The organism is Streptomyces sp. NPDC057616, from assembly GCF_042800575.1.
Taxonomy (GTDB): Bacteria; Actinomycetota; Actinomycetes; order Streptomycetales; family Streptomycetaceae; genus Streptomyces.
Genome location: NZ_JBHVGU010000017.1, coordinates 91,907 through 115,636, shown reverse-complemented (window position 1 = coordinate 115,636; position 23,730 = coordinate 91,907). Strand labels below are relative to the sequence as shown.

The 23,730-nt window shown below is 71.6% G+C and carries 22 protein-coding genes and 1 pseudogene; 7 read left to right on the top strand and 16 right to left on the bottom strand.

The genetic code is table 11. The features are described 5' to 3' along the window. Window positions 1–61: 61 nt before the first annotated feature. Entirely contained in the window at window positions 62–1,747 is a 1,686-nt protein-coding gene (locus tag ACFU97_RS22460; protein WP_384259183.1) for a GAF domain-containing sensor histidine kinase, read from the top strand. 65 nt (window positions 1,748–1,812) lie between these two features. On the opposite strand, the gene ACFU97_RS22455 is transcribed toward ACFU97_RS22460, so the two are convergent. The 7 genes and pseudogenes from ACFU97_RS22455 to ACFU97_RS22425 form a co-directional block, all read right to left on the bottom strand. Further along, entirely contained in the window at window positions 1,813–2,682 is an 870-nt protein-coding gene (locus ACFU97_RS22455; RefSeq protein ID WP_384259181.1) for a Cof-type HAD-IIB family hydrolase, read from the bottom strand. 94 nt (window positions 2,683–2,776) lie between these two features. Continuing rightward, complete coding sequence (locus ACFU97_RS22450) at window positions 2,777–3,682, bottom strand: LLM class flavin-dependent oxidoreductase (RefSeq protein WP_384259179.1); 906 nt, start codon at window positions 3,680–3,682, stop codon at window positions 2,777–2,779. Window positions 3,683–3,724: 42 nt separating this feature from the next. Continuing rightward, window positions 3,725–4,179, bottom strand: a pseudogene (locus tag ACFU97_RS22445) (hypothetical protein). A gap of 26 nt (window positions 4,180–4,205) precedes the next feature. Continuing rightward, the gene (locus tag ACFU97_RS22440) at window positions 4,206–4,754 is read right to left on the bottom strand and encodes an RNA 2'-phosphotransferase (RefSeq protein WP_384259177.1); all 549 of its coding nucleotides are present in this window, start codon (window positions 4,752–4,754) and stop codon (window positions 4,206–4,208) included. 123 nt (window positions 4,755–4,877) lie between these two features. Continuing rightward, a complete protein-coding gene (locus tag ACFU97_RS22435) occupies window positions 4,878–5,810 on the bottom strand; it encodes a MerR family transcriptional regulator (RefSeq protein WP_384259175.1) in 933 nt (310 codons plus the stop codon). Window positions 5,811–5,881: 71 nt separating this feature from the next. After that, the gene (locus ACFU97_RS22430; protein WP_384259173.1) at window positions 5,882–7,642 is read right to left on the bottom strand and encodes an SDR family oxidoreductase; all 1,761 of its coding nucleotides are present in this window, start codon (window positions 7,640–7,642) and stop codon (window positions 5,882–5,884) included. Further along, window positions 7,639–8,481: a M24 family metallopeptidase gene (locus ACFU97_RS22425; protein ID WP_384259170.1), complete on the bottom strand. Its 843-nt coding sequence runs from the start codon at window positions 8,479–8,481 to the stop codon at window positions 7,639–7,641. Before ACFU97_RS22425 ends, ACFU97_RS22430 begins: the two co-directional genes overlap by 4 nt. A gap of 260 nt (window positions 8,482–8,741) precedes the next feature. Here ACFU97_RS22425 and ACFU97_RS22420 point away from each other — a divergent pair, with 260 nt between their 5' ends. The 5 genes from ACFU97_RS22420 to ACFU97_RS22400 all read left to right on the top strand — a co-directional run bounded on the left by ACFU97_RS22420 (window position 8,742) and on the right by ACFU97_RS22400 (window position 12,547). Beyond that, a complete protein-coding gene (locus tag ACFU97_RS22420; protein ID WP_384259363.1) occupies window positions 8,742–9,716 on the top strand; it encodes an ABC transporter ATP-binding protein in 975 nt (324 codons plus the stop codon). Continuing rightward, window positions 9,706–10,614 carry an ABC transporter permease subunit gene (locus ACFU97_RS22415; protein ID WP_384259168.1) on the top strand — a complete coding sequence of 303 codons (909 nt, stop codon included), beginning with the start codon at window positions 9,706–9,708 and terminating at the stop codon, window positions 10,612–10,614. Before ACFU97_RS22420 ends, ACFU97_RS22415 begins: the two co-directional genes overlap by 11 nt. Then, window positions 10,611–11,522 carry an ABC transporter ATP-binding protein gene (locus ACFU97_RS22410; RefSeq protein WP_384259165.1) on the top strand — a complete coding sequence of 304 codons (912 nt, stop codon included), beginning with the start codon at window positions 10,611–10,613 and terminating at the stop codon, window positions 11,520–11,522. Before ACFU97_RS22415 ends, ACFU97_RS22410 begins: the two co-directional genes overlap by 4 nt. A gap of 10 nt (window positions 11,523–11,532) precedes the next feature. Beyond that, the gene (locus ACFU97_RS22405; RefSeq protein WP_384259163.1) at window positions 11,533–12,252 is read left to right on the top strand and encodes an ABC transporter permease subunit; all 720 of its coding nucleotides are present in this window, start codon (window positions 11,533–11,535) and stop codon (window positions 12,250–12,252) included. Window positions 12,253–12,346: 94 nt separating this feature from the next. Next, window positions 12,347–12,547, top strand: a complete 201-nt coding sequence (locus ACFU97_RS22400) for a hypothetical protein (RefSeq protein ID WP_384259160.1) — start codon at window positions 12,347–12,349, stop codon at window positions 12,545–12,547. 361 nt (window positions 12,548–12,908) lie between these two features. Here the strand turns inward: ACFU97_RS22400 and ACFU97_RS22395 are convergent, their stop codons facing one another. From ACFU97_RS22395 to ACFU97_RS22355, 9 genes are all read right to left on the bottom strand, one after another. Then, on the bottom strand, window positions 12,909–13,727 hold the full coding sequence (locus ACFU97_RS22395) for an HAD family hydrolase (protein WP_384259158.1): 819 nt from the start codon (window positions 13,725–13,727) through the stop codon (window positions 12,909–12,911). Further along, entirely contained in the window at window positions 13,724–15,001 is a 1,278-nt protein-coding gene (gene serS, locus ACFU97_RS22390; protein WP_384259156.1) for a serine--tRNA ligase, read from the bottom strand. The genes ACFU97_RS22395 and serS overlap by 4 nt, the downstream gene beginning before the upstream one ends. A 552-nt stretch (window positions 15,002–15,553) precedes the next feature. Continuing rightward, the gene (gene pheA / locus ACFU97_RS22385) at window positions 15,554–16,486 is read right to left on the bottom strand and encodes a prephenate dehydratase (RefSeq protein WP_384259153.1); all 933 of its coding nucleotides are present in this window, start codon (window positions 16,484–16,486) and stop codon (window positions 15,554–15,556) included. A gap of 93 nt (window positions 16,487–16,579) precedes the next feature. Further along, window positions 16,580–17,869: an iron uptake transporter deferrochelatase/peroxidase subunit gene (gene efeB / locus ACFU97_RS22380; protein WP_384259151.1), complete on the bottom strand. Its 1,290-nt coding sequence runs from the start codon at window positions 17,867–17,869 to the stop codon at window positions 16,580–16,582. 8 nt (window positions 17,870–17,877) lie between these two features. Continuing rightward, window positions 17,878–19,875 (bottom strand): copper resistance CopC/CopD family protein, encoded by a 1,998-nt coding sequence (locus ACFU97_RS22375; protein WP_384259148.1) that lies wholly within the window; start codon window positions 19,873–19,875, stop codon window positions 17,878–17,880. Window positions 19,876–19,888: 13 nt separating this feature from the next. Beyond that, on the bottom strand, window positions 19,889–20,350 hold the full coding sequence (locus ACFU97_RS22370; protein WP_384259146.1) for a copper chaperone PCu(A)C: 462 nt from the start codon (window positions 20,348–20,350) through the stop codon (window positions 19,889–19,891). Next, entirely contained in the window at window positions 20,347–21,000 is a 654-nt protein-coding gene (locus ACFU97_RS22365; RefSeq protein ID WP_384259144.1) for an SCO family protein, read from the bottom strand. The genes ACFU97_RS22370 and ACFU97_RS22365 overlap by 4 nt, the downstream gene beginning before the upstream one ends. Window positions 21,001–21,089: 89 nt before the next feature. Next, a complete protein-coding gene (locus ACFU97_RS22360; RefSeq protein ID WP_384259141.1) occupies window positions 21,090–21,821 on the bottom strand; it encodes a YcnI family protein in 732 nt (243 codons plus the stop codon). 136 nt (window positions 21,822–21,957) lie between these two features. Further along, window positions 21,958–22,839 (bottom strand): hypothetical protein, encoded by an 882-nt coding sequence (locus ACFU97_RS22355; protein ID WP_384259139.1) that lies wholly within the window; start codon window positions 22,837–22,839, stop codon window positions 21,958–21,960. A 223-nt stretch (window positions 22,840–23,062) separates the two neighbouring features. On the opposite strand from ACFU97_RS22355, the gene ACFU97_RS22350 reads away from it, so the two are divergent. Next, on the top strand, window positions 23,063–23,500 hold the full coding sequence (locus ACFU97_RS22350; RefSeq protein ID WP_384259136.1) for an ATP-binding protein: 438 nt from the start codon (window positions 23,063–23,065) through the stop codon (window positions 23,498–23,500). Window positions 23,501–23,730 lie beyond the last annotated feature (230 nt).

Here is a 23,730-nt window from a genome sequence, read left to right as displayed (position 1 = left end):
CGGGCATCGCGCCCGCCGCTCCCGACTTTCTGTGGCAAACAGGACTAATTACGCTCGGGGCATGTCCGTCGTTCCGCTCCCCGGTCCCGGCCGGCCGGCCCCGGGCCCGCCGGCCGACCCGGCCGCCCGCGTCTCCCGGCTGCTGGAGGCCATGCGGTCCGTCGGCAGCGGGCTGGAACTGCACTCCACCCTGGAGCGGATCTGCGAGACCGCGGCGGCCCTGACCGGCGCCCGCTACGCGGCCATCGGCGTCGTCGACGAGCACGGGGACGGTCTCGCCGACTTCGTCCAGCAGGGCGTCGACGAGGCGACCGCCCGCCGGATCGGGCGGCTGCCCGACGGGCACAGGGGACTGCTCGGCGCGCTCATCCGCGAGCCGGAGCCGGTCCGGCTCGCGGATCTGACGGCGGACCCGCGTTCCTGGGGCTTCCCCGAGCACCATCCGCCGATGCACAGCTTCCTCGGTCTGCCGATCCGGGTGCAGGGCGAGGTCTTCGGGAACCTGTATCTGACGGAGAAACACGGCGACGGCCCGTTCGACGACGAGGACCTCGACATGGTCCGGGTGCTCGCCACCGAGGCCGGCATCGCCGTCGGCAACGCCCGGCTGTACGAGGCGGCCCAGCAGCGGGAGCGCTGGATCGACGGGTCGGTCGCCGTCACCACCGCCCTGCTGGCCGGCGGCGACGCCGACGACGCCCTCCAGGTCGTCGCCGAACAGGCCCGCCGGCTGTCCGGGTCCGCGGCCGGGATCGTGCTGCTGCCCGCCGACGAGGGCGGCCTGGAGATCGCCGCCGTCGCCGCCGACCGGGCGTCGGGGCTGCTCGGCACCGTCGTCCCGCCGGAGAGCGAGGTCGTCGTCGAACTCCTCGCCGGACGGGCCGTGTTCACCGACGACGCGGCCACCGACCGGCGCATGCTCACCGGGCTCGCCCGCCGCTTCGGGCCGGCCATGATGCTGCCCCTGCACAGCGACGGCCGGGTGCTGGGGAGTCTCGTCATGCCCCGTGCGCGCGGGGAGCACGCCTTCACCGAGGCGGAGCGCACGCTCGCGGTCCAGTTCGCCGCGCAGGCCGCGCTCGCCCTGATGATGGCCGAGGCGCAGCGCGACCGGGAGCGGCTCGCGGTGTTCGAGGACCGCGACCGCATCGCCCGCGACCTGCACGATCTGGTGATCCAGCGGCTGTTCGCCACCGGGATGCTGCTGGAGAGCGCGCAGCGCGGCTCGGCCGTGCCCGAGGTGCGGGACGGGGTCGGCAAGGCCGTCGACGAACTCGACATCACCATCCAGGAGATCCGCAGCGCGATCTTCGCCCTCCAGCAGGGGCCCGCCGAGGTGCCCTCCGGGCTGCGCACGCGGGTGCTGCGGGAGATCAACATGGCCGCCGTGCCGCTCGGTTTCCGGCCCTCGCACCGTTTCGCCGGCCCGGTCGACACCCTGGTCGGCGAGCTGACCGGCAAGAACCTCATCGCCGCCCTGCGCGAGGCGCTCTCCAACGCCTTCCGGCACGCGCGGGCGGCCCGGATCGACGTCGTCGTCGACGCGACCGTGACCCTGCCCGACGGCCGCCCCGGCGTGCGCCTGACCGTGGCGGACGACGGCGTCGGCATCCCGGAGGGCGGCCGGCGCAGCGGCCTGAGCAACCTCAAGAGGCGTGCCGAGTCCCTGGGCGGCGACAGCAGCCACGGTCCGGGACTCGGCGAGAACGGCGGCGGTACGACGGTGGTGTGGCAGGCGCCGTACTGAACCGTCCCCGCCGAACCGTCCGCGTGCAACCGTCCGCGGCAGGCGCCCTGGTGGGCCCGTCGGCGTTACGGCCGCCCGGCCAGCATCCGCTCGATCACGACCGCCACGCCGTCGTCGTTGTTGGCGACCGTGCGGCCGGAGGCCGCGGCCACGACGTCCGGGTGCGCGTTGCCCATCGCGAACGACCGGCCCGCCCAGGTCAGCATCTCGACGTCGTTGGGCATGTCCCCGAAGGCGACGACCTCCTCGTGCGAGATGCCGCGCTCGGCGCAGCACAGCGCGAGCGTGCTGGCCTTGGAGACGCCGGGGCCGCTGATCTCCAGCAGGGCGCTGGGGCTGGAGCGGGTGACGTTGGCCTTGTCGCCGATGGCGAGCCGGGCCGTCGCGAGGAAGGCGTCCGGGTCGAGGGACGGATGGAACGCGAGGATCTTGAGCACCGGCTCGGCGCCTCCGGGACCGTCCGGGCCCAGCAGTTCCTCCGCCGGTGCGAGGTGGTCCGGGATCTCCATGTGCATCTTCGGGTAGTCCGGCTCCTGGTGGAAGCCGTAGGTCTGCTCCACCGCGTACATGGTGCCGGGGGCCGCGTCGCGCAGCAGCCGTACGGCGTCCAGCGCGTTGTCCCGGGCCAGCTCGCGCACCTTCACGAACCGGTGGGCGCCGGGGCCGCCGTGCAGGTCGACCACGGCCGCGCCGTTGCCGCAGATCGCGAGGCCGTGGCCGTGGACGTGGTCGCTGACGACGTCCATCCAGCGGGCCGGGCGGCCGGTGACGAAGAAGACCTCGATGCCCGCCTGCTCGGCGGCCGCGAGGGCGGCGACCGTGCGCGGGGAGACCGACTTGTCGTCCCGCAGGAGGGTGCCGTCGAGATCGGTGGCTATGAGCCGCGGCGGGACGGCCGGGGCCGGGGTCTCGGGCTGTCGAGTCGCTGAGGTCACCGGGTCATTCTCCCGCATATGCCTGCACGACCGTGCGGGACTGCGCACATCTGAGTGGTTACCGTCCTCTCCAGCACCGTCACCCTCCGTCGGCTCAGCCGAGCTGCGCCAAGGCGTCCATGGCGATCTGCTCGAAGACCTTCTGCTCGGCGGCGAAATAGGTGTCGGGGACGGGCCAGTGGATCACGATCTCGGTGAAGCCCAGCTCGTGGTGGCGGCCCGCGAAGTCCACGAACGCGTCGAGCGACTCCAGCGGGCGGGCGCGGTCCGGGGTGAACCCGGTGAGCAGGACCTTGTCCATTTCGGCCACGTTCCGGCCGGTCTCGGCGCAGGCGTCGGCCAGCTTCGCGACCTGTCCGCGAATGGCTTGAATCGACTGTTCAGAAGTGCCGTTCTCGTACAGCCTCGGGTCGCCGGTGGTCACCCACGCCTGTCCGTGGCGGGCCGCGAGCCGCAGTCCGCGCGGCCCGGTGGTGGCCACCGCGAAGGGCAGCCGGGGCCGCTGTACACAGCCCGGGATGTTCTGCGCCCCGTGCGCCGAGTAGAAGTCGCCCTCGTACGAGACGGTGTCCTCGGTGAGCAGCCGGTCGAGCAGCGGCACGAACTCGGCGAACCGGTCGGCGCGCTCGCGCGGGGTCCAGGGCTCCTGGCCGAGCGCGGTGGCGTCGAAGCCGGTGCCGCCCGCGCCGATGCCGAGGGTGACACGGCCGCCGGAGATGTCGTCGAGGGAGATCAGTTCCTTGGCGAGGGTCACCGGGTGCCGGAAGTTCGGCGAGGTCACCAGGGTGCCCAGGCGCAGCCGGTCGGTGGCGGCCGCGGCGGCGGTCAGGGTCGGCACGGCGCCGAACCAGGGCCCGTCGCGGAAGGGCACGCGCCAGGACAGGTGGTCGTAGGTGTAGGCGGTGTGGAACCCGAGCTGCTCGGCCCGCTGCCATGCCGAACGGCCGCCTTCGTGCCAGCGGCGGTAGGGGAGGATCACGGTGCTCAGACGCAGACTCATGCGTGCGAGCCTACGGGCCTGTACCGGTAAGGGACGAAACGGTCACCGTGCGCGTGCGCTCAGCCACGGAGTGAGGCCGGGCGCCGGCAGGTACTCCCGGTGGGTGCGGTCGTGGGGCAGCGGCACGATCAGGAAGCGGCCGGGCGGGAAGCGGCGTGACCTGACGAAGGCGCGGTCGTCGAAGAGGGAGCGGACGAAGGCGGGGACGTCGTCCCGGCCGACGTCGGGGCACTCGACGCCCTCGACGGTGATCAGCGCGTCGTCGTCGGGGTGGAGTCGGACGCTCACCCGGGGCAGGCCGCCGAACGCGACGTGGGCCTCGTGCGGGAGGGCCGTCCGGGTCGGCGGTGACGCCGACGCCCGCGGCGCTGCGGCGGGAGGTCCGGTCGGCGCCGATGTCGTGCTCGACCTGGAAGGCGCGCGTACTCGTCGGCGAGGGCGCGCAGGACGGTGACGGCGGCCTCGGTGGTGGGGAGGTGGTCCATGCCCTCGACCATGCCGGGGCCGCAGGGCCCGGTGGGCGTCAGTGCGCCTCGGGAAAGCGCAGGTAGCGCGGTGGTACGGCCCGCGTCAGCCATACGCCGTTCGCGCTGACGTGGAAGACGTGTCCGTCGCGGTGCATCGCGCCGGCGTCGACCGAGAGGACCACCGGCCGGCCGCGCCGGGCGCCGACCCGGGTGGCGGTCTCGCGGTCGGGCGAGAGGTGCACGTCGTGGCGGTTCATGGGGCGCAGTCCCTCGGCGCGGATCGCGTCCAGGCAGCGGGCCACGGTGCCGTGGTAGAGGTACGCGGGCGGGGTCGCCGGGGGCAGTCCGAGGTCGACCTCGACGCTGTGGCCCTGGCTGGCGCGGATCCTGGTGCCGTCGACCGCGAAGCGCTTCTTGTCGTTCTCGGCGACGACCTGGTCCAGCTCTTCCCGGGTGAATCGGAAGCCGTGGGCGGCGGCGGCCGCCATCAGCACGTCGATCTCGACCCAGCCGGCCTCGTCGAGCGTCAGCCCGATCCGCTCGGGCTGGTGGCGCAGGTGTTTCGAGAGGTACTTCGACACCTTCACGGTGCGTCTTTCGTCCATTCGCTCAGCATGACGGGAGAGACGCGGATCACGCAGATTATTTTTGCCGCGCAGGTTTGATCCACAACCAACTGTAGTTATCCACAGGCTAGTTGACGGATCTGTGGACAACTCCCTGACACGTCAGCGCCGTTCGTCAAGATCGTCTGGGGGCCCACCCCTTGACGTGAGCGCGTCCAACGCCCGTGCCCGCACCTCCCGTTCGGCCGCCAGCGCCACGAACTCCGCCGCGCTCCGCTCCCCAACGAGCGCCTCCACGGCCCGCATCGTCTCCTCCGGCAACGACACGGAGCGTGACGTCCGGCGGGTCGTCTCCGGACCGTCCTCCCCCAGCTGCCGTCGCAGCTGCCGGACCGCCAACGCCCTCATCGCGCGCGCCAGTTCCGCGTCCACCGTCTGCTGCGCGAGGGGCCGCAGGCGGCGCACCAGCGAGGCCGCTTCCGCCGCGTCCGCGTCGGTCGGACGGTGCGGTCCGTCGAGGTAGCGGGCGAAGACGTGCTCGGTGGTGAACTCCAGGAAACGGGCGGCGATATGTTCGACCTGGACCCTCAACTCCCGCAGATGGGCGGAGATCGCCGACAGCGGTACGCCCGCCGCGTGCAACTCCACGGCCACGGCGAGCTCTTGGGGGCTCGGCACCAGGAAGGAGCCGGCGTCGCCCGGGACCGGTTCCAGCACGCCGAGTTCGACGGCCTCGGTGACGGCCGCGTCGTCGGGGGAGCCGCCGAAGCGCTCGTCCAGGTCGGCACGGGAGATCCGTACCGCCTCCTCGTCGGTCCACGGCCGGTCGATCTCGGCGACCAGGCCGAGCACCCCGCCCAGGCCGCGGCCCGCGTCCCAGGCCTCCAGGAGCTCCTTGATGGAGGCCAGGGTGTAGCCGCGGTCCAGGAGTTCGGCGATCTGGCGCAGCCGGGCCAGGTGCGCGTCCGAATAGAGGTTGGCACGGCCGCTGCGCTCGGGACGGGGGAGCAGGCCGCGGTCCTGGTAGGCGCGGATGGTGCGCACCGAGGCGCCGCTGACGTGTGCCAGGTCCTCGATCCGGTACGGCGTCCCCATGCTCGCCGCCTCCCTCCGCAGATGGTGCCTCGTGTCGGCCGGCCCGGTCGCGGACGACCGGGCCGCCTTGCTCACAGCGGCGGTTCCATCCGCGCGATCGCCCGCAGCGCGCGCGGGGTGAAGCGGGACATGAGGTGGGCGCCCCGGGCCTCCGGGGTGACCGGCACGACGGCCTCGTTGCGCACGACCGCGCGCAGGATGGCGTCGGCGACCTTCTCCGGCGGATAGTTCCTGAGGCCGTACAGGCGCGCCGTCCTCTTCTGGCGCCGCTTCTCCTCCTCGGCGTCCACGCCCGCGAAGCGCGCGGTGGAGGTGATGTTGGTGTTGACGAAGCCGGGGCAGATCGCGCTCACGCCTATCCCCTGGCCCGCCAGTTCCGCGCGCAGGCACTCGCTGAGCATCAGCACGGCCGCCTTGGAGGTGCTGTAGGCGGGCAGCGCCCTGGAGGGCTGATAGGCCGCCGCCGAGGCGGTGTTGACGATGTGGCCGCCCTGTCCGCGCTCGGCCATCTGCTTCCCGAACAGCCGGCAGCCGTGGATCACGCCCCACAGGTTGACGTCGAGGACCTTCTTCCAGTCCTCGGGGGTGGTGTCGAAGAAGGAACCGCCCAGTCCGATACCGGCGTTGTTCACCAGGACGTCCACCACGCCGTACTCGGCGGCGACCTTGGCGGCGAGTTTCTCCATGGCCTGCTCGTCGGAGACGTCGACGGTCTCCGCCCAGGCCTCGGGGGCGCCGACCAGGCGGGAGAGTTCGGCGGTGCGGGCGGCCGCCTCGGCGTCCCGGTCGACGGCCACCACGCGCGCACCCGCCTCGGCGAAGGCGAACGCCGTGGCCCGGCCGATGCCGCTGCCCGCGCCGGTGACCAGGACGAGCTGCCCGCCGAAGCGCTCGGCGTGCTTGCCGGTGGGCCGCACCGCCTCGGGCCGGCCGCCCTCGACGGAGGTGACGAACTCGGTGATCCAGGACGACAGCTGGTCGGGGCGGGTGCGCGGGACCCAGTGCTTGGCGGGCAGGGTGCGGCGGGTCAGCTGCGGAACCCAGTGCTCCAGGTCGTCGTAGAGCCGCTCCGACAGGAACGCGTCCCCGAGGGGCGTGATGAGCTGCACGGGCGCGTGCGCGTACGCGTCCTGGCGGGGCCTGCGCAGCCGGGGGCGGACGTTGTCGCGGTACAGCCAGGCGCCGTGGGCCGCGTCCGAGGGCAGCGAGGCGGTCGGGTAGTCGCCCGCGGGGAGCTTCTCCACGCGCCGCAGGATGCCGGGCCAGCGCTTGCCGAGGGGGCCGCGCCAGGCCAGTTCGGGCAGCACGGGCGTGTGCAGCAGGTACACGTACCAGGACTTGGCGCCCTGGCCGAGGAGCTGGCCGACCCGGCCCGGGGTGGGCCGCTTCAGCCGCTGATCGATCCAGTGCCCGAAGTGGTCGAGGGACGGTCCGGACATGGAGGTGAAGGAGGCGATGCGTCCCTCGGTGCGCCGGACGGTGACGAACTCCCAGGACTGCACCGAGCCCCAGTCGTGCCCGACCAGGTGCACCGGCCGGCCGGGGCTGACCGCGTCGGCCACGGCCAGGAAGTCGTCGGTCAGCTTCTCCAGGGTGAAGCCGCCGCGCAGCGGCTTCGGCGCCGTGGAGCGGCCGTGGCCCCGGACGTCGTAGAGCACGACATGGAAGCGCTCGGCGAGCCGGGCGGCGACCTCGGACCACACCTCCTTGCTGTCCGGGTAGCCGTGGACGAGGACCACCGTCGGCTGTGCGGCGTCTCCCAGTTCGGCCACCTGCAGCTCGACGCCGCCGGTCCGGATCCGGCGCTCGCGTGCGCCCTTCAGCAACGTCACTTGTCCTCCGCCCAGCGCCGCACGTGCGGCAGATCGTCGTCCAGCCAGAAGGCGCTCTGCTCGGGGTCCCGGGAGTCGGTGACGACCAGGATCTCCTCGAACTTCGCGCCCGTGCCCCGGAATCCGAGGTGGGGTTCGACCGCCCACAGGCCCGGCTGCGGCGGGTGGTCGGAGAAGCGGTACGGCGACCACAGTGGGGACCAGCCGTCGCGGTGGCCGTGCAGCGCGTCGGAGGCGAGCCCTTTCAGGGACTGCGTGCCGAACCCGAACAGGTGCGGCGACCAGCGGCGCTCCTTCACCTGGTCCACCTTGTGCGCGATCACGCCGAAGGGGTACGCGCGGTGCCGGTTGGCGTAGCCCTGGCGGACCATGAGGCGGTCGACGTCCTCGTAGATGGTGCGCAGCGGCCGCCGCTCGCGCACCTCGCGCAGGATCAGCTCGCGGTGCGCCTCCAGGTCGGCCATGAGCCGGTCCTGCACGGGGTTGATCCCGAGCGAGCCCGAGTAGCCGATGTCGGCGGTGAAGCCGTCGTAGACCGGGGCCATGTCGAGGATGAACGGCATCCCCGGCTCCAGCCGCCGGTCGGTGGGGAAGAACTGGAGCGGGATGCGGAAGTTCACGAAGGCCGTGCGGTCGCCGAACCAGGCGAAGGGCAGATGGAACCAGTCCCGCACGCCGCGCTCGCGCAGCCACTCGCGCTGCATGCGGGCCGCCGCGCGCTCGGTCACACCGGGCTGGAGCTGCGCGGCGACCGCCTCCGCGCACTCGTAGGCGAGGCGCTGCACCCGCCTGAACCCCGCCAGCCGCGCGGAGAGTTCACCTGCCACTGCCGTCGTCATGCCACCGCCCCAACCTCGCCCGTGCCGACTGCGGTACGTGTCCGTAACTTGACACCGATGAATGTGACAGTTGTTAGAGGTCGCGTCAATAGCGGGTGCCGGGGCTGTGGACAACGGCACGGCCGGGGCGGTGGGCCACGCTCCGTAACTCTCAGGTAGGGGGCACCCCTACGGACCCGTACATCTGGAGTCTGAGGCCAAGACAGCTCTGCGGTCTGACGACCGGCGTGGTGCGCGTCACTATCGTCGAGGACGTGACTGTGATCGCGACCGAAAGCCTGAGCAAGCGGTTCCCCCGGGTGACCGCGCTTGACCGGCTCTCCGTCGACGTCGGGCCCGGTGTGACCGGGCTCGTCGGAGCCAACGGAGCCGGCAAGTCCACGTTGATCAAGATCCTCCTGGGTCTGTCCCCCGCCTCCGAGGGCCGCGCCGAAGTGCTCGGGCTCGACGTCGCGACCAAGGGCGCCGCCATCCGTGAGCGGGTCGGCTACATGCCGGAGCACGACTGCCTGCCGCCGGACGTCTCGGCGACCGAGTTCGTCGTCCACATGGCGCGCATGTCCGGGCTGCCGCCCACGGCCGCGCGCGAGCGCACCGCGGACACGCTGCGCCACGTCGGTCTGTACGAGGAGCGCTACCGCCCCATCGGCGGCTACTCGACGGGTATGAAGCAGCGCGTCAAGCTCGCCCAGGCCCTGGTGCACGACCCGCAGCTGGTCTTCCTGGACGAGCCGACCAACGGCCTCGACCCGGTCGGCCGCGACGAGATGCTCGGCCTCATCCGCCGCATCCACACGGACTTCGGCATCTCGGTCCTGGTCACCTCGCACCTGCTGGGCGAGCTGGAGCGCACCTGCGACCACGTGGTGATCATCGACGGCGGCAAGCTGCTGCGGTCCAGCTCCACCACGGACTTCACCCAGACCACGACGACGCTGGCGATCGAGGTCACCGACACCGACGACCACCCGGACGGCACGCGCGCGGTGCGCGAGGTGCTGCACGCGCGCGGGGTGGAGGTCCTCGACGGCAGCAACGGCCTGCCGGGCGCGGGGCACATCCTGCTGCTCACCGCGCAGGGCGAGGAGACCTACGACCTCGTGCGCGACGTGGTCGCCGACCTCGGCCTGGGCCTGGTGCGCATGGAGCAGCGCAGGCACCACATCTCGGAGGTCTTCCACACGGACGCCGAGGACCGGGACGTGACGAAGGAGGCGGCCGTCCATGGCAGTTGAGCACCCCATGCCGGCGACCCCGGGCGACCAGACCCGGATCCACAACATCGGCTACCGCAACTACGACGGCCCCCGCCTCGGCCGCGCCTACGCCACCCGCTCGCTCTACTCGCAGTCCCTGCGCGGCGCCTACGGCCTCGGACGCTCCATCAAGTCCAAGGTCCTGCCGATGCTGCTGTTCGTGGTGATGTGCGTGCCCGCCGCCATCATGGTGGCCGTCGCGGTCGCCACGAAGGCCAAGGACCTGCCGGTCGACTACACGCGCTACGCGATCATCATGCAGGCCGTCATCAGCCTGTACGTCGCCTCGCAGGCACCGCAGTCCGTCTCGCGTGACCTGCGCTTCAAGACCGTGCCCCTGTACTTCTCACGGCCGATCGAGACCGCCGACTACGTGCGCGCGAAGTACGCGGCGCTGGCGTCCGCGATGTTCGTCCTGACCGCGGCACCCCTGATCGTGCTCTACGTGGGCGCGCTGCTGGCCAAGCTCGACTTCGCCGACCAGACCAAGGGATTCGCACAGGGACTCGTCTCCGTGGCACTGCTCTCGCTCCTCTTCGCCGGCATCGGCCTGGTCATCGCCTCGGTGACCCCGCGCCGCGGCTTCGGCATCGCGGCCGTCATCGCCGTCATGACCATCTCCTACGGCGCGGTCTCCACGCTCCAGGCGATCGCGGACGCGCAGAACAGCACGGGTGCCATCCCCTGGATCGGCCTGTTCTCACCGGTCACGCTCATCGACGGCGTGCAGTCCGCGTTCCTCGGCGCGAGTTCGGCCTTCCCCGGGGAGGTCGGCCCGAGCAACGGCCAGGGTGTCGTCTACGTCCTCGTCGTCCTCGGCCTGATCGCCGCCTGCTACGGCCTCCTGCTGCGCCGCTACCGAAAGGTCGGACTGTGACCACGCTCAGCATCGACCACGTCTCCCGCTGGTTCGGCAACGTGGTCGCCGTCAACGACATCACCATGACCATCGGCCCCGGCGTCACCGGCCTGCTCGGCCCCAACGGCGCCGGAAAGTCCACCCTCATCAACATGATGGGCGGCTTCCTGGCCCCCTCCACCGGCACCGTCACCCTCGACGGGCAGCAGGTGTGGCGCAACGAGGACATCTACCGGCACATCGGCATCGTCCCCGAACGTGAGGCGATGTACGACTTCCTCACCGGACGCGAATTCGTCGTCGCCAACGCCGAGTTGCACGGCCTGGGCGCCAAGGCAGCCCAGAAGGCCCTGGCGACGGTCGAGATGGAGTACGCGCAGGACCGCAAGATCTCCACGTACTCCAAGGGCATGCGCCAGCGCGTGAAGATGGCGTCCGCCCTGGTGCACGACCCCTCGCTGCTGCTGCTCGACGAGCCCTTCAACGGCATGGACCCGCGCCAGCGCATGCAGCTGATGGACCTGCTGCGCCGCATGGGCGACGAGGGCCGCACGGTGCTGTTCTCGTCCCACATCCTCGAAGAGGTCGAGCAACTCGCCTGGCACATCGAGGTCGTGGTCGCGGGGAGGCACGCGGCCAGCGGCGACTTCCGCAAGATCCGCCGCCTGATGACCGACCGGCCGCACCGCTACCTGGTGCGTTCCAGCGACGACCGCGCCCTCGCGGCCGCGCTGATCGCCGACCCGTCGACGTCCGGCATCGAAGTCGACCTCGCCGAGGGCGCGTTGCGTGTCCAGGCCGTCGACTTCGGCCGCTTCACGGCGCTGCTGCCGCGGGTGGCCAGGGACCACGGCATCCGGCTGCTCACGGTCTCGCCGTCCGACGAGTCCCTCGAGTCCGTCTTCTCGTACCTGGTCGCGGCGTAGGAGGCCGAAGATGTACGACCCCACAGTCGCCCGACTCACCTACCGGGCCCTGCTCGGCCGTCGCCGGGCCCTCATCCTCGGGGCGCTGCCCCTGCTGCTGATCGCGATCTCCGTCGTCGTCCGCGCCCTGGCCGGCGCCGACGACCAGACGGCCTCCGACCTGCTGGGCGGGCTCGCGCTCGCCACCATGGTGCCGATCATCGGCGTCATCGCCGGTACGGGCGCGATCGGCCCGGAGATCGACGACGGCTCGGTGGTGTACCTGCTGTCCAAGCCGCTGAAGCGGCCGACGATCATCTTCACCAAGCTGATCGTGGCGATCGCGGTGACGATGGTGTTCTCGGCGCTGCCCACGCTCGTCGCGGGCTTCATCCTGAACGGCAACGGCCAGCAGATCGCGGTCGCCTACACGGTCGCCGCCCTCGTCTCGTCCATCGCCTACGCGGCGCTCTTCCTGCTGCTCGGCACGGTCTCCCGGCACGCGGTGGTCTTCGGCCTCGTCTACGCGCTGGTCTGGGAGGCCCTGTTCGGCTCCCTGGTGCCCGGTGCGCGCACGCTGAGCGTCCAGCAGTGGTCGCTCGCCGTCGCCCACAAGGTGGCCGGCGGGGACCTGGTGACGTCGGACGTCGGGCTCACGACGGCGACGGTGCTGCTGATCGCGGTGACCGTCCTGGCCACCTGGTACGCGGGCCAGAAGCTGCGGTCGCTGACGCTCGCCGGCGAGGAGTGACAGGTCCCGGCTCTTGACAGGGACTTCACCCCTGTCCGGGCAGAGTGGACATACAGGGCTGTACGGCTGGAAGGACGCACAGGAGGCAGCGGGGATGGCAGACGACTTCGACGACCTGGTCCTCGACGAGGACTTCGTACGGTCCGCAGGGACCACCGAGCCGTCTGCCCGGGCCCGTATGCTCGCCGCCCGCTGGCGCGAGGAGGAGCCCGAGCCGCAGCCCTGGCGTTCCGACGAGCCGCCCGCCGGCTGGTTCTTCAGCAAGGCGCGCCGGCGCAGGTGGCGCCGGCACTGACCGTCGCGGGGCCGATTTATTCGGTGGCGCCCAACTTGCCCGACAGGCACAGTGGTTGTGTCCACGCCGCCGGACGGTGAGTCCGGCGCCGCACACGGGGAGAGGAGCCGGGCGATGTCCATGCACGACAGTACGTCCAGCTCCCGACAGGGCAGCCCGCGGCGGTCTCCGGTGTAGTTACCCCACCGTCGAGCCCGCTCCGCACACCGGAGCTGCCCGGGGCGGCCGCTTCGAGCACGCGGCGCGCTGCGCTCGCGTGGGCCGCCTTCCCACGTCGCCCCCGGTATCCGGGGGCACCGTCCGCTGGGGTGGCCGACCGGCTCTTGCGCCGGAGCCGCCCCAGCGGCATGACTCCCGGCCGCTACGGCAGCAAGCGCTCCAGCACCACCGCGATGCCGTCCTCCTCGTTGGAGGACGTCGTCTCGTCCGCCACCGCCTTGAGCTGCTCATGGGCGTTGGCCATGGCCACGCCGTGCGACACCCAGGCGAACATGGGGATGTCGTTCGGCATGTCGCCGAAGGCGATCGTGTCCGCGGCCTTCACGCCGAGCCGGCGCGCCGCCAGGGACAGACCCGTCGCCTTCGACAGGCCCAGCGGCAGCAGTTCGACGATGCCCTCGCCCGCCATCGCGACCGTGACGAAGCCCCCCGCCGCCTGCCGGGCGGCGGCCGCGAGCTCGTCGTCGGTCAGGTCCGGGTGCTGTATGTAGATCTTGTTCAGCGGGGCCGCCCAGAGGTCGGACGCGTCCGTGAAGGGCGTGGCCGGCAGCGCGCCGGTGACCGCGTAGCCCGGGCCGACCAGCACCTCGCCCGACAGCCCGTCACGGCTGGCCGCCAGGTGCAGCGGGCCGACCTCCGCCTCGATCTTGGCCAGCGCCACGCCCGCGAGCTGCCGGTCCAGGGTCACGGAGGTCAGCAGGCGGTGCGCCCCGGCGTCGTAGACCTGGGCGCCCTGGCCGCAGACCGCGAGGCCCTGGTAGCCGAGGTCGTCGAGGATGTGCCGGGTCCAGGGGACGGCGCGGCCGGTGACGACGATGTGCGCGGCGCCCGCCGCGGTGGCCGCGGCGAGCGCTTCACGGGTGCGCGGGGAGACCGACTCGTCGGAGCGCAGGAGCGTTCCGTCGAGGTCGGTCGCGATCAGCCGGTACGGGAAACCCCCCGCGGGAGACACCTCGCTCACTTCGCGACCGGCTCCAGGACCTCCCGGCCGCCGAGGAACGGACGCAGCACCTTGGGCACGTACACCGAACCGTCGGCCTGCTGGTGGTTCTCGAGGATCGCCACGATCGTGCGCGGTACGGCGCACAGCGTGCCGTTGAGCGTCGCGAGCGGCTTGACCTGCTTGCCGTCACGGACGCGGATCGACAGGCGGCGGGACTGGAACTCGGTGCAGTCCGAGGTTGAGGTCAGCTCGCGGTACTTGCCCTGCGTCGGGATCCACGCCTCGCAGTCGAACTTGCGGGCCGCGGAGGCGCCGAGGTCGGCCGAGGCGACGTCGATCACGCGGAAGGGCAGCTCCAGCGACGTCAGCCACTGCTTCTCCCAGTCCAGCAGACGCCGGTGCTCCGCCTCCGAGTCGTCGGGGGCGACGTAGGAGAACATCTCCACCTTGTCGAACTGGTGGACGCGGAAGATGCCCCGGGTGTCCTTGCCGTGCGAGCCGGCCTCGCGGCGGAAGCAGGGCGAGAAGCCGGCGTAGCGCAGCGGCAGCTTGTCGGCGTCCAGGATCTCGTCCATGTGGTACGCGGCGAGGGGGACCTCGGAGGTGCCGACGAGGTAGAGGTCGTCCTTGTCGAGGTGGTAGACGTCCTGGGCCGCCTGGCCGAGGAAGCCCGTGCCCGCCATGGACTGGGGCCGGACCAGGGCGGGCGTCAGCATCGGCGTGAAGCCGGCCGCCGTCGCCTGGGCCATCGCCGCGTTGACGAGGGCGAGTTCCAGGAGGGCGCCGACGCCGGTGAGGAAGTAGAAGCGGGAGCCGGAGACCTTCGCGCCGCGCTCGACGTCGATCGCGCCGAGGAGCGTGCCGAGCTCCAGGTGGTCCTTGGGGTCGAAGCCCTCGGCGCCGAAGTCGCGGATCGTGCCGTGCGTCTCGAGGGTGACGAAGTCCTCCTCGCCGCCGACCGGCACGTCCGGGTGGACGAGGTTGCCGAGCCGGAGCAGGAGCTCCTGTGTCTCGGCGTCGGCCGCGTCGCGCTCGGCGTCGGCCGCCTTGACGTCGGCGGCGAGCTGGCCGGTCTTCTTCAGCAGCTCGGCCTTCTCGTCACCGGTGGCCTTGGGGATGAGCTTGCCGAGCTGCTTCTGCTCGGCGCGCAGCTCGTCGAAGCGGACGCCGGACGACCTGCGCCGCTCGTCGGCAGACAGGAGAGCGTCGACGAGCGCGACGTCCTCTCCACGGGCGCGCTGGGACGCGCGCACACGGTCGGGGTCCTCACGGAGCAGGCGAAGGTCAATCACGCGGTCAAGGCTACCGGTGCGGGGATACGGCCCACGACACGTCATTGCCGCCAGTCCTGAATTGCGTCTTACGTTGCGTTATGAGCGAATTGCGGACAGTGTCAACAAAAAGTGTCTCACTCCCTGGAACGGGGAGGGGCGGTCAGTGTGGGGTTGACTCGAATCCCTTGTGCGGAGCGGGACTTGGGGGGTCGTTTGTCCACAGCGATCCACACCCTCCGAAGAGTTATCCACAGGGTGTGCGGACGGTCTGTGGATTTCGGAATTGATCACTCCGAAACCGCTGCGTCACCCTGCGGATTCCCTGCGCAAACCCGCTTTTACCACCACTTTCGGTGGAAAGCGGTCGCCCCAAAGGATTGCCTATAGGAAACGAGTGGACGAACGGTGACATGCGCGCGAGTGGACGCCGTGGAGGCTCGCAGAGCGATTTGTCGACTGACTGACGCTTCACTGTCGACTTGTCCCCAGGTCGAGAAGCGCGCCTGTGGATAACTCCTGTGGACAACGAAAATCTGCAGGTAGGACTGGCGGGTGCACGGCCGCGACTGGCTAGAAACGGCCGTCCTGGCAGCGGGCCACCCAGTCCGCCGCCGCCACGAACTCCTGGTCGGACGTGCCCTTGCACGGGGCGCTCACGTCCTCGATGCCGAGGTCCGCACGCGGGTACGAACCGAGGAACCGCACCTCCAGGCAGATCCGCTTGAGCCCCATCAGGGCCTCGGCCACCCGGCGGTCGGAGATGTGGCCCTCGGCGTCGATGCAGAAGCAGTAGTTGCCGATGCCGGCGCCGGTGGGCCGGGACTGCAGCAGCATCAGGTTGATGCCGCGGGTGGCGAACTCGCCGAGCAGATCGCGCAGACCGCCGGGGTGGTCGTCGCGCTGCCACAGCACGACCGAGGTCTTGTCCGCGCCGGTCGGCGCCGCGGGCCGGGCGGGCCGGCCCACCAGCACGAAGCGGGTCTGCGCGTTCTCGGCGTCGTGGATCCCGGTCTCCAGCGCCTGCAGGCCGTACAGCGCGGCGGCGAACTCGCCCGCGAAGGCGGCGTCGTACTGGCCCTCCTGGACCAGGCGCGCGGCGTCCGCGTTCGAGGCGGCCGACTCCCAGTGGGCGTCCGGGAGGTTGTTCCTGAGCCAGTTGCGCACCTGCGGCTGGGCGGCCGGGTGCGCGGAGACCGTCTTGATGTCGGACAGCTGGGTTCCCGGCCTGACCAGCAGCGCGAAGGTGATCGACAGCAGCACCTCGCGGTAGATCATCAGCGGGGCGCCCGCGACCAGTTCGTCGAGGGTGGTGGTGATGCCGCCCTCGACGGAGTTCTCGATCGGCACGAACGCGGCCTCGGCCTCGCCGACGCGGACCGCGTCCAGCGCCGACTGCACGGACACGTACGGGATCAGCTCCCGGGTGGCGGCCTCGGGAAGGGTGCGCAGGGCGGCTTCGGTGAAGGTGCCCTCGGGACCGAGATACGCGTAGCTCGCTGGCATGCCTTCACCCTAATGGGCCCACGGGGACGCGGCTCACACGTCTCACGCGGGCCCCTCGGGCGGGTGAATCGAGCCGTGCACCGAGCCGGTTCCTCATCCCTCCAGCAGCCGCTGCCCCACGTACTCCCCCTGCGCGGCGCCGCCCGGCACCGCGAACAGGCCGCTCGCCTCGTGGCGGATGTACTTCGACAGGGCGTCGCCCCGGTCGAGCTTGCGCTGGAGCGGGACGAATCCGCGCAGCGGGTCGGCCTGCCAGCAGACGAAGAGCAGGCCCGCGTCGGGCACCCCGTCCGCGTCGATGCCGTCGTGGTACGAGAACGGGCGCCGCAGGATCGCCGAACCGCCGTTCTGGTCGGGCCGGGTGATGCGCGCGTGGGCGTTGATCGGGACCACGTACTCGCCCTTGGCGTCGGTCTTGTCGAGGTTCATCGCGGTCGTCCCGGAGCCGCCGGACAGGGGCGCCCCGTCGGCCTTGCGGCGGCCGATGACGTTCTCCTGGGCCTTCAGCGTCAGCTTCTCCCAGTCGTCGAGGAGCATGCGGATGCGGCGTACGACGGCGTAGGAGCCGTTCGCCATCCAGGACGGGTCGGCCGAGCCGGACGCGGGCACGAAGATGCGCCGGTCGAAGTCGGAGTCGGCCGGCTTCGGATTGCGGGTGCCGTCGATCTGGCCCATCAGGTTGCGCGCCGTCATGGGGTGCGCGGTGGCGCCCGGTGAGCGGTTGAAGCCGTTCATCTGCCAGCGCACCCGGGCGGCGCCGCCCGCGTCCTTCTGGATCGCGCGCAGGGCGTGGAAGGCCACGAGCGCGTCGTCGGCGCCGATCTGGACCCACAGATCGCCGTTGCTGCGGGCCTTGTCGAGCTGGTCGGAGGAGAAGTCGGGCAGTGGGTCGAGGGAGGCCGGGCGCTGCTTCTCCAGGCCGGTGCGGGAGAAGAAGCTGTGCCCGAAGCCAAAGGTGATCGTCAGCGACGAGGGGCCCGCGTCCCGGGCCACGTCCGTGTCGTCGTGCGCCGCGGGCTCGCCCGCCATCAGCCGCTCGGCCGTGGCCGACCAGCGACGCAGCAGCGCCGCCGCCTCCCTGCGGCCCGCGCCCGACGCCAGGTCGAAGGCGACGAGGTGGCCCTTGGCCTGGAGGCCCTCGGTGATGCCGGGCTGATGTTTCCCGTGAAACATCGCCCGGCCGGAGCCGACGGACGACAGCGGCGTGGCCGCGGCGGGGGCGGCCGCGTGGCCGACGGCGGCACCCGCCGCGCCGAGCACGAGCCCGGTGGCGCCGGCGGTGCCGATCAGGGTGCGCCGCGAGACGCCCCGCGCGGCGGGGGCCTCGGGCGGGACGCCCCCGTCCACAGGGGTGCGGGCCTGCGGGGTGGACTGGTCGGTCATGGTGCGGTTCAGCCGATCTGCGCGTTCTTGGAGACGGTCACCTGGTCGATGTCGGAGGTGCGCACGGTCACGGCGACCTTCCAGTCCCCGGCCATGGGGATCTGCACGTTGTTCGCCGTCCAGTGTCCGGTGGTGACGCGGTCGGGCGTGATGGGCAGCGGCCCGATCTTCCTGGCCTCGAGCGTGAGGGCGAGCTTGACCTCGGGGACGTCGAAGGCGCGGCCGTTGGGCCGGGTGACGTAGACGTGCAGTTCGTTGCCGCCCACGCGCGCGGGGTCGACGTCCACCGACACGACGCCCTTGCCGTCCGTGCCGCCGGTGTCGAACGGCATGGTCAGCGTCAGGGCGCCGGACGACGCGTCGGACGACGAGGACGAGGCCGACGAGGCCGCGGTGGCCGCCTTGGCGTCCAGCTCGGTGCGGCCGGGCTCCGTCTGCGTCAGGACGGTGGTGACGGCGAGCAGAGCGACGGCGACACCCGCCTCGGCGAGCACCGAGCGGCGCAGCCCGGAACGGTGCGGGTCCGCGTCGCGCAGCCGCTTCTTCTCCGCGGTGGCCACCGCGGCCTGCTGGCGGGCGAGTTGGGCGGCGCGCTCGGGGTCGTCGGACGCGCCGGAACCGGAGGCACCCGAACCGGACGCCGCGGAACCGGATGCCGCGGGCTTCTTGCCGCCGCCCGTGGTCCCGCCGCCCGTGGTGCCCTCGGCCGCCGCGTCCTCGGACGTGGCGGAGCCGGCGCTGACGCGCGCCTTCTCCCGCCGCGGGGTCTCGACGGGCGCCGTGTCCGCCAGCTGCGCCGTCCACCGCCGGGAGAACCACGCGATGCCGACCAGCACGCACACCAGGCCGATCTTCACGAGCAGCAGCTGCCCGTACGACGTGTCGGTGAACGCCGTCCAGGAGCCGAGCTGGCGCCAGGACTGGTAGACGCCGGTCGCGACGAGCGCGAGGACGCTGCCGAAGGCGACCTGGGAGAAGCGCCGTACCGCGGCGGACTCGATCAGGGTCTGCGAGCGGTACAGCGCGACCAGGAGTGCGCACAGTCCGCCCAGCCAGGCGGCGACGGCCAGCAGATGGACGACGTCGACCGGCATGGCGATGCCGGGCTGGAGCCCGGTGGAGGCGTGCTCGGCCATGGCCCAGCTCGCCGCGAGCCCCGCCGACACGACGAACCCGCCGATCGCGAGCCCGAAGGTGAGGTCCCGCTTCTCCTCGTCCTCGCGCTTGTCGTACGCGCCGAACAGCACGGCGATGAAGAGCGCCGCCGCGGCGAGCAGCAGCAGCCGGGACACCAGTGCCGCGCCCGTCTTGGTCTGCAGCACCTGCCCGAGCAGCCCCAGGTCGAAGATGTCGCCGACCTTCCCGGAGCTGGTGTAGGAGCCGCGCAGCAGGAGCAGCAGCAGCGTCGCGGCGGTCAGCGAGAGCCATCCGGAGACGACGAGCCGCTGCAGCGGCCGTACCCCCGAACCGCGCTGCCAGCAGGCGAGGACGAAGGCGGCGCCGCCGACCATGACGATGAAGCCGGCGTAGGAGAGATAGCGGCCGAAGCCGTACAGCCAGCCGACCACCCCGCCGCCGACCTCCTGGCCGACCACCTTGACCGAGGTCGTGGACGGGGCGCCGATGGAGAAGGTGAAGGCGCCCGCGACGGGATGGCTGTCCGCGGACACGACCTGCCACGACACCGTGTAGGTGCCGTCGGGCAGGCCGCTTCTGAGCTGCACGGCGTAGGACGTGCCGCTGACGTTGGACGGTTTTCCGGCGTCGACGCGCTTGCCCTTGGGGTCGAGCACGCGCAGCGAGTCGTCCGACGTGGCGACCTTCTCCGAGAAGGTGAGCGTGACCTGGCCGGGTGCCTTGTCGACCACCACCCCCTGCGCGGGGTCGCTGCCGGTCAGCGCGGCGTGCGCGGAGGCCGGCCCGGCACCGGCGAGGAGCACGCCGATGACGGCCAGGCACAGCAGCACCAGGGTCCGCAAACGGCGCGGGGTGATGGTCTGCGTCACGGTGGTCCCTCCCTCAGTGTCCGTTCGTGGGGTTGTACGTGGCGGCCTTCACCGGCATCTCAACCTTGATCGGCCCGGAGTCGGCGAAGTGGAGCTCGACGGTCACCTTCTCGCCCTCCTTCGGCTTCCGCTTCAGGTTCTCGAACATCAGGTGGTTGCCGCCGCTCCGGAACACCAGCCGGCCGTGGGCGGGGACGTCGAGCGACGTGACCTCCTCCATGGACTGTCCCACCGTCCTGTGGACGGTGACGCTGCCCGCGGCGTCGCTGGTGACGGAGGTCAGTTCGTCCTTCGCGCCGCCCTTGTTGGCGATCGTGAGGAAGCCCGCGGCCATGTCGGAGACCGGCTGCGGCATGTAGGAGGAGCTGACGGACAGATCGGCCTTCGCGTCGCCGGAGCCGGACCCGGAGCCGCCGCAGGCCGTGAGGGCCAGGGCTCCGGCTATCACGGTGGCGGGCACGGCGAGGTGCCTCACGGGTTCTCCCCCTTGACGATCTTGGGCAGATCCTTGGTGTAGTCGTCGACGGTGGCCTGGTCGTCGTAGAGGAGGTAGCCGCCGTCGTTCTTCGGCGAGAACGCGATGACCTGGGTGCCGTGCACCGAGACGGTCTTGCCGGTCTTCTTGTCCTTGTGCGTCGGCTCGATGGAGATGCCCATCGTGCGGGCGCCGGCCTGGATGGTGGCGAAGTCGCCGGTCAGGCCCACGAACTGCGGGTCGATGCCCTTGAGCCACTTGCCGAGCTCGGCGGGGGTGTCGCGTCCCGGGTCGGTGGTGACGAACACGACCCGCAGCTTGTCCTGCTCGGTCTTGGGCAGCGCCTTCTTCGCCACCGCGATGTTGTTCATCGTCAGCGGGCAGACGTCGGGGCAGTGGGTGTAGCCGAAGTAGATCAGCGTCGGGCGGCCGGCCGTCTCCTTGCGGAGGTCGTACTTCTTGCCCTGGGTGTCGGTCAGGACCATGTCCGGCTTCTCGAAGGGCTTGTCGAGTACGTACGCGGCCTTGTGCGAGGTGTCCTCGGAGACCACCGACACGGGCGACTTGCCGTCGTCACCGCTGCCGCAGGCGGAGAGGGTCAGGGTGGCGGCGGCGAGCAGCGCGGCCGCGGCGAACGTCTTCTTGCGCATAGAAAAATGTCCCAGATGTGAGAGCTCCGGTGTGCACCGGGGGGCGTGCGGGGCACGCGCCCCCGGCGTCACACGCGGACGGACGGTCCTCAGGCGTCGCTGCGGCGGCGGCCGGCGAGCACGCCGTACGCCACGCCCAGAGCGCCGACGACGATGCCCACCACGCCCAGCACGCGCGCGGTGGTGTCGGTGCCGTCGGAGCCCGCCGAGGTGTCGGCAGCCGTGTTCTCGGTGTTCTTGGAGTTGTCGGACGCGTCCTCGGCGGTCGAGCCGTGATGGCCGTCCTCGGCGGCGGTGAGGGTGAGCACCGGGGCCGGGTTCTCCGGCTCCTCCTGGCCCTTGTGCTGCACCTCGATCCAGCGGACGACGTCCTTGTCCGAGTACGTCTGCAGCGCCTTGAACGTCAGCTGGTCGGCGTCCTCGGGCAGGGTGCCGACGGAGACCGGGAACTTCTGGAAGAAGCCGGGTCCGACGCCGCCGTTCTTCGCCGTCCAGGTGATCTTGGAGACGGCCTCGTCGATCTTCTCGCCGTGCATCTCGATCGGCTTGGCCAGCTTGGCCTTGGTGACCTTGATGTCCCAGCCGTCCATCGGCTGCGGCATGGCGGAGGCCAGCGGGTGGTCGGCGGGGAACGTGACCTCGAGCTTGGTGGTCGAGGCGTCGTCCCGCTCGTTGGGGACCTTGAAGTCGATGACCGCGTAACCGCCCTTGGCGGCCGTGCCCTCGGGCTGCACGCTGACGTGGGCGAGCGCGGGCGACGACAGGACGAGGACGGCCGAGGCGGCGAGGACGCCGGTGGCCGCGAGGCGGGAAGCCTTCATGAACGGATGCACTCCACTTCGGGTTTCGAGTGAGGTTCGGTGACGAGGGACGCGCGGCGCGGATACGCGGGCACGCGCGTGGGCCGCACGACGGCGGCCCCTCTCCCGGTCTCGATGGAGTGGCGGTGCCGTCGTGTCAGGCGGCGAGGCGGAGCGCCGCGGTCGGCGGGCCGCGCCTGATCACCGTGTGCTGAAGTGCGGTGGTACGGGGCTTCGGTGGCGCGAGCAGGGCGGTGCGCGGCGGGCGCGGGCCCGTCTCGGGAGCGGCCGGGAGCCCGGCGCGCAGGGCGCGCACCAACGCGAGCGCCCCGCGCAGGGAGCGTACGAGCGCGCCCTCGGCGACCGACTGGGCCGACAGCGCGGACAGTTCGGAGAGCTGCAGCAGGGCCAGGTCCCCGCGGCGCAGCAGCCAGCCCGCGGCGATCGCCGCGAGGACGTGGGCGAGCAGCATCGGCAGGGACGGCAGCAGCGACGTCACGGAGCCGGAGCCGGCCAGCGCGTCCGCCGGGTGGCGCATGGAGCTCATGTCCATGCCCGGGGCGGTCTCCGGTGACAGGCGCGCGTCGGCGAGGATCCGGCGGGCCTGGGCGGGGCTGATCGCCGCGGCGGTGGTGCCGCACACCAGCCGCGCCGCGCGTTCGACGAGTGTGGCGTCGGCCGCCGTGTGCACCGAGGCCATGGACGGCATCGAGGCCATCGACGGCATCGAGGCCATGGAGGACGGCGAGGCCGCGGACGCCGTGTGCTGCCCCAGCCCGAACAGCGTGTGCAGCGCGGTCTGTCCGGCCGCGAGCAGGGCCACGATGCCGGGCAGCGAGCGGACGCGTCCGGCGAGCGGCACCACGACCAGGACGGTGCCCAGGAGTGCCGCGCCCAGGGTCCACAGCGGGACCGTGGCGCAGGAGGCGAGGGTGTGGCCGCCCGCGGCCAGCACGACGCAGACCGCGGCGAACACCGAGGCCCTGAACATCCGGAGACCGTTTCCGGAGCGCGCCGCGCGCTGGTGGGGGGCAGTCATGGCGGCCCAATCATCGCACTGGCGCCAGGAGCGCCGTACGGCAGGTCCGCAAGGTTCCGCAGGGTCCGGAAGATCACTCTCTGGTACGAGCCGCCCGCACATACACCGATTCCGTTCCGGACGCATCGCCCATATGGGCTGCATCACGTCAACTCTGTGCTTACACAGGTGTACGCGCGGCAATAAGAAACGGTATGTCGAGCCGCGGCCTGGAGGCTGGAGCATGAGCATCTGGTGGTCACTCCACTTGCGGCGTGACGCTGCGAGCGTTCCGCTCGCGAGACGCCTGCTGCTCGGCACGATGGAGTCGGCGGGCGTCGACCCCGACATCTCCTACGACCTCTCGGTGGCCCTCAGCGAGGCCTGCGCGAACGCCGTGGAGCACGGCGGGGGCACCGTGCCCTCGGAGGCGTACCGGGTCACCGCCTATCTCGACGGCGAGAAGTGCCGCATCGAGGTCACCGACTCGGGACCGGGCTTCGCCCCCTCCCCGGCCCCGCGCCCCGTCCGCGCCGACTCCGAGCACGGCCGGGGCCTTTATCTGATCCGCGAACTCGCCGACCACGTCCACATCGCCGTCAAGCCCGGCCGCGAGGGCACGATCGTCAGCTTCGACAAGATCCTCAAATGGCGGGAGGACGCACCGCTGATGGCGGTGTGAGGCACTCCGGCCGACCGGCGGCGGAGTTGCCGGACCCGAACGCCGAATCCCCGTGGTACGCGACCACCGGGGGAGGTCAGTCACCGACCAGGGGCGTAGCGCCGTGGGAGCTCACGGCCGCCGCACAAGGCTGACTTCCGCGGATTCACAGCTCGTTCTCAGTCCCGCCCTACGTCCCTGACGGGCGGTGTCCCTACGGTCGCGCCCATGACGGGCAACCGCGAGGCACG